The 16,292-nt window shown below is 53.5% G+C and carries 12 protein-coding genes; 7 read left to right on the forward strand and 5 right to left on the reverse strand.

The window, feature by feature from the left end; all coding sequences use genetic code 11:
* Positions 1-246: 246 nt before the first annotated feature.
* Both nfsA and wrbA read right to left on the reverse strand, forming a co-directional pair.
* A complete protein-coding gene (nfsA, locus tag LVJ83_RS10670) occupies positions 247-978 on the reverse strand; it encodes an oxygen-insensitive NADPH nitroreductase (protein ID WP_244784525.1) in 732 nt (243 codons plus the stop codon).
* A 113-nt stretch (positions 979-1,091) separates the two neighbouring features.
* Positions 1,092-1,694, reverse strand: a complete 603-nt coding sequence (gene wrbA, locus LVJ83_RS10675; RefSeq protein WP_244784527.1) for an NAD(P)H:quinone oxidoreductase — start codon at positions 1,692-1,694, stop codon at positions 1,092-1,094.
* Between the two features lie 48 nt (positions 1,695-1,742).
* On the opposite strand from wrbA, the gene LVJ83_RS10680 reads away from it, so the two are divergent.
* Complete coding sequence (locus LVJ83_RS10680) at positions 1,743-2,999, forward strand: YihY family inner membrane protein (protein ID WP_244784529.1); 1,257 nt, start codon at positions 1,743-1,745, stop codon at positions 2,997-2,999.
* Between the two features lie 425 nt (positions 3,000-3,424).
* Here the strand turns inward: LVJ83_RS10680 and LVJ83_RS10685 are convergent, their stop codons facing one another.
* The gene (locus tag LVJ83_RS10685; RefSeq protein WP_244784530.1) at positions 3,425-5,152 is read right to left on the reverse strand and encodes a potassium/proton antiporter; all 1,728 of its coding nucleotides are present in this window, start codon (positions 5,150-5,152) and stop codon (positions 3,425-3,427) included.
* 256 nt (positions 5,153-5,408) lie between these two features.
* Between LVJ83_RS10685 and LVJ83_RS10690 the strand changes: the two genes are divergently transcribed.
* The 3 genes from LVJ83_RS10690 (at position 5,409) to rpoH (ending at position 9,180) form a co-directional block, all read left to right on the forward strand.
* A complete protein-coding gene (locus LVJ83_RS10690) occupies positions 5,409-6,284 on the forward strand; it encodes a DUF808 domain-containing protein (protein ID WP_244784532.1) in 876 nt (291 codons plus the stop codon).
* Positions 6,285-6,480: 196 nt separating this feature from the next.
* Entirely contained in the window at positions 6,481-8,019 is a 1,539-nt protein-coding gene (gene lnt, locus LVJ83_RS10695) for an apolipoprotein N-acyltransferase (protein ID WP_244784533.1), read from the forward strand.
* A gap of 300 nt (positions 8,020-8,319) precedes the next feature.
* The gene (rpoH, locus tag LVJ83_RS10700) at positions 8,320-9,180 is read left to right on the forward strand and encodes an RNA polymerase sigma factor RpoH (RefSeq protein WP_244787751.1); all 861 of its coding nucleotides are present in this window, start codon (positions 8,320-8,322) and stop codon (positions 9,178-9,180) included.
* A 566-nt stretch (positions 9,181-9,746) separates the two neighbouring features.
* Here rpoH and serC read toward each other — a convergent pair.
* Both serC and LVJ83_RS10710 read right to left on the reverse strand, forming a co-directional pair.
* On the reverse strand, positions 9,747-10,853 hold the full coding sequence (gene serC, locus LVJ83_RS10705; protein WP_244784535.1) for a phosphoserine transaminase: 1,107 nt from the start codon (positions 10,851-10,853) through the stop codon (positions 9,747-9,749).
* A 256-nt stretch (positions 10,854-11,109) separates the two neighbouring features.
* The gene (locus tag LVJ83_RS10710) at positions 11,110-11,316 is read right to left on the reverse strand and encodes a hypothetical protein (RefSeq protein WP_244784536.1); all 207 of its coding nucleotides are present in this window, start codon (positions 11,314-11,316) and stop codon (positions 11,110-11,112) included.
* A gap of 22 nt (positions 11,317-11,338) precedes the next feature.
* Here LVJ83_RS10710 and rimP point away from each other — a divergent pair, with 22 nt between their 5' ends.
* The 3 genes from rimP to infB all read left to right on the forward strand — a co-directional run bounded on the left by rimP (position 11,339) and on the right by infB (position 16,145).
* Positions 11,339-11,770, forward strand: coding sequence for a ribosome maturation factor RimP (gene rimP / locus LVJ83_RS10715; RefSeq protein ID WP_244784538.1), 432 nt, complete (start codon positions 11,339-11,341; stop codon positions 11,768-11,770).
* Between the two features lie 98 nt (positions 11,771-11,868).
* Entirely contained in the window at positions 11,869-13,380 is a 1,512-nt protein-coding gene (nusA, locus tag LVJ83_RS10720) for a transcription termination factor NusA (RefSeq protein ID WP_244784540.1), read from the forward strand.
* Positions 13,377-16,145, forward strand: a complete 2,769-nt coding sequence (infB, locus tag LVJ83_RS10725; RefSeq protein WP_244784542.1) for a translation initiation factor IF-2 — start codon at positions 13,377-13,379, stop codon at positions 16,143-16,145. Before nusA ends, infB begins: the two co-directional genes overlap by 4 nt.
* Positions 16,146-16,292: the final 147 nt, after the last annotated feature.

Consider the following 16,292-nt stretch of genomic DNA (forward strand, 5'->3'; position numbering starts at 1 on the left):
CGCAGCGCCATCATTCTGCACACTCCCACCGTTACTGTTGTTATGATTGCTTCCAACTGCCCGCATACGGCTTGTCTAAAACGCTTGCCGCACAACAGACACCCGATCAATCAGGCTTATCCGAAGCATTTTAAAAATAACATATTCCCGCCGCCGATATTTTTTCCGGCCGTGAAAAAGCGTGTAAAGGCCGTCTGAAAAGGCTTTTCAGCTTTTTCAGACGGCCTTTGCAGGGGTATCGCAGGTTTATTTTTTTGCGAAACCCTGTTTTTGCAAAAACGGCAAAATATCGGGGCGCACTTCGCGGCATAATGTGGCGCGGATTTGCGCTTCCCAATCCAAATCGAGATTGCTGCGGCGCTGGTAATAATCTTTGATAACCGCGTTGTATTCGATAAAACGCTCGATATTGAGCGCCTGATATTGGTTTTCAGACACCATGCATTCCAGCGGCAGGCGCGGACGGTAGAGCGGGTCTTGATCGGGATGACCGAGACACATACCAAACAGCGGCATCACATATTCGGGCAAATCAAGCAATTCGGCCACGCGGCGGACATCATTGCGCAAGCTGCCGATATACACCGCGCCCAAATCCAGCGATTCGGCGGCCAGCATGATGTTTTGCGCCATAATGCCCGCATCGATGGCGCCGATTAAGGTCACTTCCGTCCAATCGGTTTGCGCATCGGGCGCGATTTGTTTGTGTTTGGCAAAATCCATGCAAAACACCAAAAATTCGGCGCAGGTTTCGATATAGTGCTGATCAGCGCCGACTTCGCGCAAGCCTTTACGCAGACCCTCGTCGCTTACCCGGATAATATGCACGGTTTGCAAAAAGCTGGAAGACGAAGCCGCCCTGCCCGCTTCCAGCACCGCATCTAATTGCTCGGGCGCAATCGGCGCGCCGGTAAATTTGCGGATGGAGCGGTGAGCCAGCGCAGTTTCCAACACAGACTTGCCGGATAAAACAGCCATAGTCGAATCCTTTTTACCATTATCAACTTTATCATTATCAACCCATCATGTTTTCAGACGGCCTCTATAAATCTATAAATATAGTATTCAAAGGCCGTCTGAAAACATCAACATCAAGCCAGCTTCAACGCCAATTCGGCCAAACGGCGGCCTTGCGCAAACGCGATTTGCTGCTCGTCGCGGCTCAATTCGGGCCGACTCTCGCTGCCGGACACATGCGAGGCACCATAAGGTGTGCCGCCGCTTTGAGTATGGCTCAGCGCGGCTTCGCTAAACGGCACGCCGCTGATGACCATGCCGTGGTGCAACAGCGGCAGCATCATGCTCAAAAGTGTTGATTCTTGGCCGCCGTGCAGGCTGGCGGTGCTGGTAAATACACAGGCGGGCTTGCCGATTAATTCGCCCGACAGCCATTGGGCGATGGTGCCGTCGAGAAAATATTTCACCGCCGCCGCCATATTGCCAAAACGCGTCGGGCTGCCCAGCGCCAACCCGGCACAACGTTGCAAATCTTCGGCACGGGCATACGGTGCGCCTTCGGCAGGAATGTCATGCTCGACCGCCTCGCACACGGCCGATACTTTCGGCACCGTGCGCAATACCGCTTCACAGCCGTTCACGCTGTCGATACCGCGGGCGATTTGGCGGGCAATATTCAGCGTGCCGCCGTGTTGGGAATAGTATAAAACAAGAATATTCAGGGAATTTTGGCTCATTGCTGGGTTTCCGTTACAATGTTGGCATGGTTCAAACAAAGGAAGATTATGCCGAATCTGAGCTGGTGGCAAGATGCACGTGAATCACGTGCCGCCGGATTTGCCCTGTTTTTATTCAAACGCTTTAACGAAGTGCGTGTGCCGCAGGTGTCGGCCAGCCTGACGTTTACCACGCTGCTGGCGCTGGTGCCGGTGTTTACGGTGACGGTGGTGCTGGTTTCGGCCTTTCCGGTGTTTGACGATTTTTCAGCTTCTTTCGTCCACTTTATCAATCAAACCATCGTGCCGCAGGGCGCCGGCACCATTTTCAGCTATATGGAGGAATTTAAAGGCAAAGCCAGCAATCTGACCGCCATCGGTGCGCTGATGCTGCTGGTTACCTCGCTGATGCTGATCCGCACCATCGACCAAACCTTCAACCTGATTTGGCATGTGAAAACCGAGCGGCCGCTGTGGACGCAGTTTTTGGTGTATTGGGCGCTGCTGACGTTCGGCCCGATTGCCATCGGCGTGAGCGCTTCTTCGTGGGCGCTGCTGCTCAAATACAGCCAGTTTAACGAATATTTTCCGGTGTTGGCGCAGGTTACCCAAATCGTTACATCGATTATTTTCAGCACCATTTTGCTGTGGATGCTCTACCGCTTGGTGCCCAACCGCTTCGTACCCGCCAAGCATGCGCTTTTCGGCGCATCGGTTACCGCCGTGCTGCTCGAAATCGCCCGCCACGGTTTTGCCTGGTATGTGAGCACGTTTAACGGCTACACGCTGATTTACGGCGCATTTGCCGCCATTCCGTTTTTCTTGCTGTGGCTGAATCTTTTGTGGATGCTGGTGCTCACCGGCGCGGTGTTTACCGCCGCTCTTTCCTACTGGCACGGCGAAGCCTTCCGCCGCAGCTTTGATGCCCGCGGTCGTTTCGACGATGTGTTGAAAATCCTGCTGCTGCTCGATGATGCCCAACAAAACGGCACCGCCATGAAAGTGCAGGATTTCCGCGGCCACATCAATATGGGCTACGATGAATTGGGCGAGCTGCTGGAAAAGCTGGCGCGGCACGGCTATGTGTATCAGGGCAAGCAGGGCTGGGTGTTGAAAACCCATGCGGAAAACATCGAAATCGCCGATTTGTTCAAAATTTTTGTTTACCGCCCCACCCGCTACAACCAAGACCATGTCAATGATTCGGTGGAGCAGATTATGCACCCCTGCCTCGAAGCCATGAATATTTCGCTGGCTGAATTCAGCGTGCATGCCAAAGAAAATTGGCACAAGCGCCAAACCGAACCCGACAATCCGCCCGAGTAATACTCGCCCAAAAGAAACCCTAGGGTATTCTGATGTGTCATATATCATTCTCTTTTTATCACAAAAAATCTGAATTATTCTGAATGGTCAGGACACCCTAGATTTGCATTTCAAGCAAGCGTAGTCGGATACTTGCACCCGACAAATGATTCTATATTCTTTTGATTCTAAAGGATTTCAGCCGTCTGAAAATATCAGATTCAAGCAGCCGACCGTTGCTATGTTGTATAGGTTCTACCCACAGAAACCCTGCACGTGCAAAGGCCGTCTGAAAGAAAATGCTTTCAGACGGCATCACCTGCTTCCAGAGGCATATTCATATCGGAAAGCAATCCTATCCGAAAAAACACTGAGGCCGTCTGAAATATGTTCAGACGGCCTCACATAACGCTTTATGCAGAGCGCCATGGTTTTGCCCAAGCCCTTTAACTCGGCACTTTCAAGCCCAACCATTTCATCGAGCCGTCTTTGTCGGTTTCCTTAACCGTAAGCACAAAGCCGCCGATATGAATGCGGTCGCCCTCCACCGGCACACCTTCAAAGCGCTTTTTAAACAATTGGCGCAAGGTCAGATTGCTTTCCGCCTCATCAAGCTGCAAGCCGTAAGCCATGGCCAAATCGCCGGCTAAGCTGGAAGGGTTGACCACAAATTCGCCGAAAAAACTTTGGCTCAGGCTCATGCTGCTGCCGGTTTCGGCAAAGCGCTTGGCCAAAGTTTCCACCTGATGTTCCGGCACGATATACCAGGCCACATCGCCCGCTTTCAAACGCGTATCCAAACCCAACTCCTCGCGCTTGTGGTTGCGGATAAGCGCAAAACAGCGTGTGGCGAGCAAATCCAAATCATGCGCCACTTCATCGGGGTGCATGCCCTCCACATCGGAATCAGCCACCACTTCATAAGCCAGCAGCGGCACCGAAGCGCTTTCCGACAGCCAGATTTCGCGGCTGTCTTTCGGCTCGGGCTTGGGCGGCACCGACACCCGCAGCCAATGCGCCACCATCGGAATGGTTGCACCCTGAATCAGCAGCGACAAAATCACCACCGCAAAAGCCACATCAAACAACAGCCGCGCATTGGGCACGCCCATCATCAGCGGCATCATCGCCAGCGTAATCGGCACCGCCCCGCGCAAACCCACCCAGCTGATATAGGCCAGCTCGCGCTTGTTGTAATGAAACTTCCAAATGCTGCTGACCACCGCCAGCGGGCGCGCCACCAGCATCAGAAAAGCGGCCAGCACCAAAGCATCCAAACCGTGTTCCCACAGCCGTGTCGGCGTAACCAGCAGACCCAACACCACAAACATGCTCGCTTGCGCCAGCCACGCCAACCCGTCCATCACCCGCAACACATGCTCGGTGGCATGACTGTGCTGGTTGCCGATAAACACGCCGGTGAGGTATACCGCCAAAAAACCGCTGCCGCCGATTAAATTGGTAAAAGCAAACATCAGCAGGCCGCCTGAAACAATCATCAGCGCATACAGGCCTTCAGCCAGATTGAGGCGGCGCATCAGCCGCGACAACACTTTGCCGCCGACAAAACCCATCGCCAGGCCGAAGCCGAGCTGCTGCACCAGCATCCACAAAAAGCTCGCCACTCCCGATTTTTCGGGGTTCATGGTCAAAGCAATCAGCGCGGTAACCAGAAAAATCGCCATCGGGTCATTGGCACCGGATTCGATCTCAAGTGTGGCCTGCACCCGCTCGTTGAGGCGCACGCCGCTGTTGCGCAACAGGCTGAACACCGCACCGGCATCGGTTGAGCCGACGATGGCCGCCATCAACACGCCGAAACGCCAGTCCAGCCCCATATAAAAAGTGGCAAATATTCCCAATAACGCCACCGTGGCAATCACACCCCAGCTGGCCAGCACCGAAGCGGGCTTGAGGGCGATGCGGAAACTTTCAAAACGGGTGCGCAGACCGCCGTCGAGCAGAATCACCGCCAACGCCAGCTGGCCGATCACCGTGGCGGTAAAAAAATTGTCGAACTCAATACCGCCGATGCCCTCTTCGCCCGCCAGCATGCCCACGCCGAGAAACATCAGCAACAGCGGCAAACCGAGCCGCGCGGATAGTGTGGTGGAAATAACGCTGAGAAACAGCAACAAGCCGCCCAATAAAAATAAACTGTTTATGCCGTCCATACTGCCTTCTTGATGTAATTATTGAGACATTTAAGCAAATTCGCCGCATTTTAACACAAAACCACCTGTTGCCCTTGCGCAACACCCACAGTTTGCATCTTTTTTCAAGCCTTCTCACCCGCATGGCAGGCAGAACCGCAAACGTCTGTATCATCAGGCCGTTTGAAAATTTATCTGTTTTGCGATTTCCGTTATAATGCGCGTCTGCATCATGCCGGAGCCCGAGCCGGCATCTTTATTATTGAAGGAACATTTTATGGCTTTTGCCTCGCTTTTTACCCTGCTCGACGATATTACCGCTGTTTTGGACGATGTAGCGATGATGACCAAAGTGGCCGCCAAAAAAACCGCCGGCGTAGTCGGTGATGATTTGGCACTCAATGCCAACCAAGTCACCGGCGTACAAGCCGACCGGGAGCTGCCGATTGTGTGGGCGGTGGCCAAAGGCTCATTGGTCAACAAAGCCGTTTTGGTGCCGTTGGCGCTGGTTTTATCGGTGTTTTTGCCCCAGCTGATTACACCGCTGCTGATGATCGGCGGCGCATTTTTATGCTTCGAAGGCGTGGAAAAACTGCTGCATAAATTCTTAAACCGCCAGGTGGCGCACGATCAGCACGCAGCCAGCGATGAAATCGTTGATGAAAAAACCAAAATCAAAGGTGCCATCCGCACCGATTTCATATTGTCGGCCGAAATCATCATTATCGCGCTGGGCGTGGTCAGCGCCTACAGCATACTCACCAAATCACTGGTATTGGCCTGCATCGGCATCGGCATCACTTTTGTTGTTTACGGCTTGGTCGGCGGCATCGTCAAAATGGATGATCTCGGCTTTTGGCTGATGAACAGACAAAGCGCGCTGCCGCGGACGCTGGGCAGAGGCATTATCGCCTTTATGCCGTGGTTTATGCGCGCTTTGAGCATCGTCGGCACCTTGGCGATGTTTCTGGTCGGCGGCGGCATCATTGCCCACAACATGGGCTTTGTACACGACTTTTTACACGCCCGCCATTGGGACAGCGGCTTGAGCGGCAATCTGGCCAATCTGATTATCGGCCTGATTACCGGCGCCCTGGTCTGCGCCGTGGTGCTGCCGCTGATGAAGCTTTTGGGCAAAAAAGAACCCCATTAACCGCCGCATCAACCACATCCGTTTCGAAAAACAAGCCGGCCGTCAGGCAAACCGGAAGCAACACATAAAACAGCACATCCGGTTAGGGTGTTCCAGGCAAAAACACACAGCCGGGTTATTTTTTCGAATGGGTATCAGGTATAATCAAGGCCGTCTGAAACATTTCAGACGGCCTTATTGTTAACGACTGCCCACCATGACCGCTTTGCAAAAAACCGGCACCGCCCGGCAACAGCCCCTGCTTTATTGGCCACTGCTGCTGATTGCCGCCGCCACCCCGCTTACCTTTGCCCCTTATTACCAATTCTGGCTGATGCCGGTTTTATTTGCCGCCCTTATCCGCCTGATCGAGCGGCGTCCCGAGCACGCGGTGCGCAGCGCCTATCTTTTCGGGCTGGTGGCCTATACGGCGCAGTTTTACTGGATACACACCGCCTTGCACGATGTATCGGGCTTGCCCAATCTTTATGCCATACCGCTCACCTTGCTGCTGCCGGCCTTTCTCGCTCTCTACCCCGCCGCCTGTTTTTGGTTGTGGGAAAAATTTACCCTGCCCCGAGTGCTGCACATCGGCGTTGTCTTGCCGCTGCTCTGGACGCTCACCGAATTCGCCCGCGAACGCCTGCTGACCGGTTTCGGCTGGGGCGCACTGGGCTACTCGCAAATCACCGATGCCAGCCCGCTAGCCGGCCTGGCACCCTTAGGCGGCATCCATCTGGTTACTCTGGCCACAGCCTGCCTGGGCGCATGGCTGGCCTTGGCCGCCAAGCGCACCATTTCAATGCGGCAGCGCGCCTGCATCGCCGCAGCCGCTATCCTCTTGCTGCTCGCCGGCTACACCGCCCGCCACACCGAATTCACCCGACCTGACGGCAGCAGCGCCAGCGTAGCCTTGGCACAAGGCAATATCGAGCAAACGCTGAAATGGAATGAAGACCAAATCACCCCCACCATACAGCACTATTACGATCAGGTTGCCGCCACCCATGCCGACATCGTGATTTTGCCCGAAACCGCCATCCCCGTGATGCGGCAACGCCTGCCCGAAGGCCTCATCAACCAGTTTGCCGACCAAGCCCGGCGCAACGGCAGTGCCTTGGCCATCGGCATTGCCCAATTTACCGACGACGGCAGCGGCTATGAAAACGCCGTCATCAACCTGGCCGACTACCACCCGGAGGCCAGCCACATACCGTATTATGCCAAAAATCACTTGGTGCCTTTCGGCGAATACAAACCACTGCCCATGCTGACCGAACCGCTTTATCAATTGATGAACATGCCGCTGGCCGATTTCAAACGCGGCGGCAAAGGGCAGGCACCGTTTCAGATGGCCAATCAAAAAGTCGCCTTCAATATCTGTTATGAAGACGGCTTCGGCGACGAGCTCATCGCCTCAGCCAAACAATCCAGCCTGCTGGCCAACGCCAGCAACATGGCTTGGTACGGCACATCCAACGCCATGTTTCAACACCTGCAACAATCACAAGCCCGCGCACTTGAATTGGGGCGTTATATGGTGCGTGCCACCAACACCGGCGCCACCGCCATCATCAACCCGCAGGGCTATATTGTGAGCGAGGCCGCGCCCGACACTTCGATGGTGCTCGAAGGCCGCATCGAAGGCTACAGCGGCGAAACACCTTATATGAAGCTCGGCAGCTCCTGGCCTTTAATCATCTTACTCGCCTCACTCACCGCCGCACTTTACCTCTGGGGCAAACGTAAGCGCTAACCTTTTCAGACGGCCTCAAACACAGCAAAGGCCGTCTGAAATAAAATCTGAACAAAAAAACGCTATAATGTTTTTATTGCCGAACTTATTCCGAGCAAACCACTCAAATATTAAAAATAAATCAATTATAAAAATGTACAAAATTTAACCTATTATGTATTGAACCCATACACGGAACTTCAGTCTAATAGCAAAACGCACCCGCAAGTGTTAAACTTACACGCTTGTGTGCTGACAATATTACGGAGCCGCCGTTTCGCAACGGCCGCCCGCCACAAAAAGGAAAGCCAAACAATGTCAATGAATCAAGCCTTTGCATTACCCGTACCGACCGGCCACGGCAGCTTGGAGCAATACATTCATACCGTAAACAGCATTCCCATGCTCACGCCGGAAGAAGAAACTTCTCTGGCCGAGCGCCAACAAACCGGCGATCTCGAAGCCGCCAAAAAACTGATTCTTTCCCACCTGCGCGTGGTGGTATCCATCGCCCGCGGCTACGACGGCTACGGCCTCAACCAAGCCGACCTGATTCAGGAAGGCAACATCGGCCTGATGAAAGCCGTCAAACGCTTCGAGCCCACCCGCGGCGCCCGCCTGTTTTCATTCGCCGTGCACTGGATTAAAGCCGAAATCCACGAATTCATCTTGCGCAACTGGCGCTTGGTACGCGTGGCCACCACCAAACCGCAGCGCAAACTTTTCTTCAACCTGCGCAGCATGCGTAAAAGCCTTTCTGCCTTGTCGCCAAAAGAAGCTCAAGACATCGCCGACGATTTGGGCGTCAAACTTTCCGAAGTGATGGAAATGGAACAACGCATGACCGGCCGCGACATCGGCATTATGGCCGACAGCAACGATGACGAAGACAGCTTCGCCCCCATCGACTGGCTGGCCGACAACAACACCGAGCCCACCCAGCAAATCGCCCAAAAAGCGCATTACGCCCTGCAAACCGAAGGCCTGCAAAACGCGCTGGCCAAACTCGACGACCGCAGCCGCCGCATCGTAGAAACCCGCTGGCTGCAAGACGACGGCGGCCTGACCCTGCATGAATTGGCCGCAGAATACGGCGTATCCGCCGAGCGCATCCGCCAAATTGAAGCCAAAGCCATGCAGAAACTGCGCGGTTTTCTGGCTGAGGAAGCCGAAGCGGTTTAAAGCGTAAAGCCGCCCGCCAACCAAGGCCGTCTGAAATTTCAGACGGCCTTTTTAACGGTTAGACATCCGGCTTGTTGCTGAAAAAAGTATTGCAGCCGGAGACAACAAACGCAGCATAAGTCCGGCCCCAAAATTCCGCTTGGCTGGCGGTTTGCGGGTATTTTTTTTCGCGGGCAGAGCAGAGCCCACCGCAACAGCTGCTTTACGGCCTGCACGGCATCAAACCAGCCGAAACCCGGCATGGTTGACAGAACAACGCCGACAAAGCCCAGCTGCCTGAATGTTCAGATTGTTTTTTTAACATAAACACCATTCAAAATAATACCCATTTCAAAAAGCAAGCTGCCAGCCTCAACCTATAATGGAATGAAGCAAGAAGTGATACCAGGCAGCAAGCCGCAGGCAGTACAATCAGCACGACAAGGCGCAGCAACGCGGCCATAGCACTTTTTATTCATTTCACCATACCTTATGTGCCTGCTGTTCCACCTTGATATTGCATTTAAACAAACAGGCCGTCTGAAAGCCATATAGGTTTTCAGACGGCCTGTTTGTTTCTACCCCGATTAACCGTAGCGGCGCTGGAATTCCTGCATAAAGTCAATCAATGCTTCCACACCTTGCAAGGTCATCGCATTGTAGATGCTGGCGCGCATACCGCCCATGGATTTATAACCGCGCAAAAGCTGCAAACCGCGGGTGGTGGATTCTTGTGCAAACAATTCATCCAACTCTTTGCTGCCGGTGTGGAAAACCACATTCATCTTAGAGCGCGCACCCGGATGCACCCGGTTAATATAGAAACCGCCGCTGTTATCAATGGCCTCATACAACGTTTTGGCCTTGAGCGTATTGATAATTTCCATATGCTCCACACCGCCTTGCGATTGCAGCCAGCGGAACACCAAGCCGGAAATGTAAATCGGATAAGTGGCCGGTGTGTTATACATGCCCTGTTTGTTAATGTGTGATTTGTAGTTCCACACATCGGGAACGCGGTCAGAACAGCGCTCCAGCAAATCTTCGCGGATAATCACAATAGTTGCGCCCGAAGGACCAATGTTTTTTTGTGCACCGGCATAAATCATGCCGAAATCGCTGACATTAATCTTGCGCGACAGAATCTCGCTCGACATATCACACACCAACGGCGGCATATCATCGCCCAATTTCGGCACTTCACGGTATTGCAGGCCGTGCACGGTTTCATTAATCACAAAATGCACAAATGCCGAACTTTTATCAATATCCCAAGCAGACACCGGCGGCAGATTGGTGTAATTGAATTGCTCGCCGCCATGCGCCGCCAAATGAATTTCCGCATCCGACAATTTGCCCATCTGGCTGTGGGCGATACGGCTCCAGTTGCCCGTTACCACCGAATCCACACGCTTGAAACCATTGGCCAGATTCATCACCGCCATATTGAATTGCGAGCTGGCACCACCCTGTAAAAACAACACCTTGTAATTATCGGGAATATCCATCAGCTGACGCAGATCCTGCTCGGCATGATACAGAATGCTCATAAACACATCCGAACGGTGGCTCATGGTCATCACCGAAAAGCCGGTGCCGTTGTAATCAAACATTTCGCTCTGCGCCGTGCGCAATACCGATTCGGGCAAAATGGCAGGGCCGGCTGAAAAATTATAAATAGGAGTGGGGGTCATGATGGTGTGCCTTATCAACAGTTAAAACCGTGCCGTCCTCAATGCATCGCAGGCGCGCCGGTTTGCAGAAATATACATAAATTAACGCATGATTCTAGACCTCGCAACCGCTTTCCGCAAGCCATCAAGCGATATTTTTCAGACGGCCTCTCAAAATGCCTGCCAGTGATTTTATATTATTCAACTCTAAAAAATCGAAAAATAAATGCTTATTCCCTAAAATATTAAATTTTTCAAATAAAAATCACCAATTATTTCAAAAAAGCCCGAAAAGCCGCCCCACCGGCAAAACCGCAACAGCCCGCCATAACCGCCCCCGCAAGCCGATATTTTTCAGGCGGCCCGAGTACCCGCTGCGCCGCCCGCCCCAACCCATAGATGCAAATACTTTTCTTTGACGGATAAACAGGTTATAATTAAGAAATTTTTCAATTTCCAAAAAGAAAAATGGCCACAGGGCCATTTTTTTGTTTTCGTGGAGTAAAATGGATATTCAAACCATTCTAGACAAAACCCTGCCCGGCCTCGGTTACGAGCTTGTCGATTTCGAGCTGACCGCCCAAGGCGATTTGCGCGTATTCATCGACAAAACAGGCGGCATTACCGTGGAAGACTGTGCCACCGTCAGCAACCATTTAAGCCGCCTTTTTATGGTGGAAGACATCGATTACAAACGCCTGGAAATTTCCAGCCCCGGCCTTGACCGCCCCCTCAAAAAAGCCGCCGATTTCGTGCGCTTTTCCGGCCAGCAGGCCAAAATCAAAACCCGCCTGCCGGTTGAGGGCCAAAAAAACTTTATCGGCCGCATCGAAGGCTGTGAAAACGATATCGTGCGCATCAGCTTCGACGGCAAAACCGCTGAAATAGAATTGGGCAATATCGACAAAGCCCGCCTGCGTCCCGAATTTAAATTTTAAGCGCTTTTCGAAATAACGGCAGCAAGCGCACAGCAAGTTATTTAAAAAAACACCTAAAAAATACCGACAAATTATTAAATTAACGGAGAATCCTGACCATGAGTCGTGAAATGTTACAACTGGCCGAAGCGTTGGCCAGCGAAAAAAACGTAGACACCGAAGTGGTTTTCGATGCCCTTGAGTTTGCATTAAGCACCGCAGCCAAGAAAAAAGCCGACCGCGAGCATATGGATGTGCGCGTAGAAATCGACCGCGACAGCGGCGAATACCGCACCTTCCGCCGCTGGCTGATTGTGGCCGACGAAGACTACACCTACCCCGATGTTGAAAAAACCATCGAGGAAATTCAAGAAGAAATTCCCGGCACCACCATTCAAATCGGCGAATATCATGAAGAGCAGCTGGAAAACGAAGGCTTCGGCCGCCAGGCTGCCCAAACCGCCAAGCAAATCATTCTGCAACGCATCCGCGATGCCGAGCGCGAACAGATTCTGGAAGAGTTTCTGTCGCGCAAAGAAGATATCGTGATGGGCACGGTAAAACGCGTAGAACGCCACGGCACCGTCATTGAAATCGGCAAGCTCGATGCACTGCTGCCGCGCGACCAAATGATTCCGCGTGAAAACTTCCGCAACGGCGACCGCGTGCGTGCGCTCTTTCTGCGTGTTGACGAAATCGGCAATACCGGCCGCAAGCAAGTGGTTTTGAGCCGTACCTCGCGCGATTTTCTGGTGAAGCTTTTCGCCATGGAAGTGCCTGAAATCGAAGACGGCTTGCTGGAAATCAAAGAAGCTGCGCGCGATCCCGGCCAACGCGCCAAAATCGCCGTAAAATCCAACGACAGCCGCATCGATCCGCAAGGCACCTGCATCGGTGTGCGCGGTTCGCGCGTCAACGCCGTAACCAACGAGCTTTCCGGCGAGCGTATCGATGTGGTGTTATGGTCGCCCGAAACCGCCCAATTTGTTATCAACGCCCTGTCGCCGGCCGAAGTAACCCGTATTCTGATTGATGAAGACAAACACGCTGTTGACGTCATCGTTGCCGAAGACCAATTGGCATTGGCCATCGGCCGGGGCGGCCAAAACGTGCGCTTGGCCGCCGACCTGACCGGCTGGCAGCTTAACATCATGACTGTGGAAGAAGCTGAAGAGCGCCATGAAGCCGAAGATGCCGCCATCCGCAATCTGTTTGTCGAACACTTGAATGTTGACGGCGAAACTGCCGACATTCTGGTACAGGAAGGCTTCGCCACCCTGGAAGAAGTTGCTTATGTGCCCGCCAGCGAGCTGCTGGATATCGACGGTTTCGATGAAACCATTGTAGAAGCCCTGCGCAACCGCGCCCGCGATGCCATTCTCACCATCGCCATCGCCTCTGAAGAAAAATTGGAAGATGTAGATGACGACATGCGCAACCTCGACGGCATCGACCAAGACATGCTGCGTGATTTGGCGCAAGCCGGCATCACCACCCGCGATGACTTGGCCGAGCTGGCCGTAGACGAGTTGATTGAAATTACCGGTGTAAGCGACGAAGAAGCCAGAAAAGTGATTCTGGCTGCCCGCGAACACTGGTTCACCGAAGAAAACCAAGGGGGTAATGAATGAGTAATACCACAGTAGAACAATTTGCCGCCGAACTGAAACGACCCGTCGACGACTTGCTGAAACAGCTGAAAAGCGCCGGTTTAAACAAAAGTTCCGGCAGCGACAGCATCACCTCCGACGATAAAAAACTGCTGCTTGCCTATCTGCAAAAATCACACGGCAGCGAAGGCGGCACCATCAGCATCGGCCGCAAAAAAGCCGAAGTCAGCACGGTGGGCGGTGTGCAGGTAGAAACCCGCCGCCGCAGCCGTAAAGTGGTTGTCCCCTCTACCGAAGCACTGGCCGCAGAAGCCAAGGCCAAGTTGGAAGCCGAACAAGCCGAAGCCCGCCGGATAGAAGAGGAAGCACAAGCCGCCGCCGAACGCGAAGCCGCCGAAAAAGCCGCAGCTGAAAAAGCCAAAGCAGAAGCCGAAGCAGCCAAACTGAAAAATGCTCAAGCCGAGCCTGCCGCTGCCGCTCCTGAAGCTGTCAAACCTGCCGCAAAAGTCACCAAACCTCAGGCTGCCAAAGAAAAACCGGCGCCCAAAACCGCAGCACCGGCCACACCCAAGCCGGTTGTGAGCGCAGAAGAGCAGGCGGCACGCGATGAAGAAGCCCGCCGTGCCGCTGCTTTACGCGCCCATCAAGAAGCCTTGTTGCGCGAAAAACAAGAGCGCCAGGCACGTCGCGAAGCCGTGAAACTGCAAGCCCAACAAGATGCCAAAGCGGCTAAAGAAGCCAAATCATCCGAGCAGCGTTCAGCCAAACCGACCGAGCAAAAACCTTTGGTTGCAGCCGCTGCCACACCTTCTGCGGCCGCAGCGCCGGCACCTGCCCGCGCCAAGAAAGAAGAACGCAGCGGCCGTGATGATGCCGACAACCGCAACCGCGGTGCCAAAGGCAAGGGCAAAGGCCGCGAACGCGGCAGTCGTGATGATGACCGCGGCCGCGGTGGTAAAAAAGGCAAAAAGCAGCTCAAACTCGAGCCGAACCAGCATGCCTTCCAAGCGCCGACCGAACCCGTTATCCACGAAGTTTTGGTACCGGAAACCATTACCGTGGCCGAGCTTGCACATAAAATGGCTGTAAAAGCCGTTGAAGTTATCAAAGTGCTGATGAAAATGGGCATGATGGTAACCATCAACCAAGCGCTCGACCAAGACACTGCGCTGATTGTGGTCGAAGAAATGGGCCATATCGGTAAAGCCGCACAGGCCGACGATCCTGAAGCGTTCCTCAGCGGCGACGAAACCGTCGGCAGCGGCGAACACGAATCGATTTCCCGCCCGCCAGTGGTAACGGTTATGGGTCACGTCGATCACGGTAAAACCTCTTTGCTCGACTACATCCGTCGTGCCAAAGTGGTGCAAGGCGAGGCCGGCGGCATTACCCAGCACATCGGTGCCTATCATGTGGAAACCCCGCGCGGGGTAATTACCTTCCTCGACACCCCCGGCCACGAAGCGTTTACCGCCATGCGGGCACGCGGTGCGAAAGCCACAGATATCGTGATTCTGGTGGTGGCTGCCGATGACGGCGTAATGCCGCAAACCATCGAGGCGATTGCCCATGCCAAGGCTGCCGGCGTGCCCATGGTGGTGGCTGTTAATAAAATCGACAAAGAAGCGGCCAACCCCGAGCGCATCCGCCAAGAGCTGACCGCGCACGAAGTTGTGCCCGACGAATGGGGCGGTGATGTGCAGTTTATCGATGTTTCTGCCAAAAAAGGCCTCAACATCGATGCGCTGCTCGAAGCCGTGCTGCTCGAAGCCGAAGTATTGGAGCTCAAAGCGCCTGTTACCGCTCCGGCCAAAGGCATTATTGTCGAAGCCCGCCTCGACAAAGGCCGCGGCGCCGTGTCTACCCTGTTGGTGCAAAGCGGCACGCTGCGCAAAGGCGACATGCTGCTTGCCGGCACCACATTCGGTAAAATCCGCGCCATGCTCGATGAAAACGGCAAAGCAATCGACGAAGCCGGCCCCTCTATCCCGGTAGAAATCCTCGGCTTGTCTGATGTACCCAATGCCGGTGAAGATGCCATGGTGTTGGCCGATGAGAAAAAAGCCCGCGAAATCGCTCTGTTCCGCCAAGGCAAATACCGTGATGTCCGCCTGGCCAAACAGCAGGCGGCCAAGCTGGAGAACATGTTCAGCAACATGGGCGACAACCAGGCACAATCATTGTCGGTAATTATCAAAGCCGACGTACAAGGCTCTTACGAAGCATTGGCCGGCAGCCTGAAAAAACTGTCTAACGATGAAGTGAAAGTCAGCGTATTGCACAGCGGCGTAGGCGGCATTACCGAATCGGATGTCAACCTGGCAATTGCTTCGGGCGCCTTCATCATCGGCTTTAACGTGCGTGCCGATGGCTCTGCCCGCAAATTGGCCGAAAGCGAAGATGTCGAAATCCGCTACTACAATATCATCTATGATGCCATCGATGATGTAAAAGCGGCCATGAGCGGCATGCTGGCACCGGAAGAAAAAGAACAGATTATCGGCACCGCCGAAATCCGTCAGGTTATCAGCGTGTCCAAAGTGGGCAATATTGCCGGCTGCATGGTAACCGACGGCATCGTGAAACGCGATGCCCACCTGCGCCTGATTCGCAACAATGTGGTTATCCACACCGGCGAGTTGTCTTCTCTGAAGCGCTTTAAAGACGATGTGAAAGAAGTGCGCATGGGCTACGAATGCGGTCTGATGCTGAAAAACTACAACGAAATTATCGAAGGCGACCAATTGGAATTCTTCGAAATCGTTGAAGTTGCCCGCTCTTTGTAACAAACCGGCAGTTTACTGACCTTGAGGCCGTCTGAAAGAAAATTTTCAGACGGCCTTTTCTTTTTTATCGTGCATCTGCTGATTTACACCCATTCACATTACATAAAAATAACCGGTATGCTTGCAAAGAAGCATACCGGTTTTACT

The sequence above is a fragment of the Uruburuella testudinis genome (genome assembly GCF_022870865.1).
Lineage (GTDB): Bacteria > Pseudomonadota > Gammaproteobacteria > Burkholderiales > Neisseriaceae > Neisseria > Neisseria testudinis.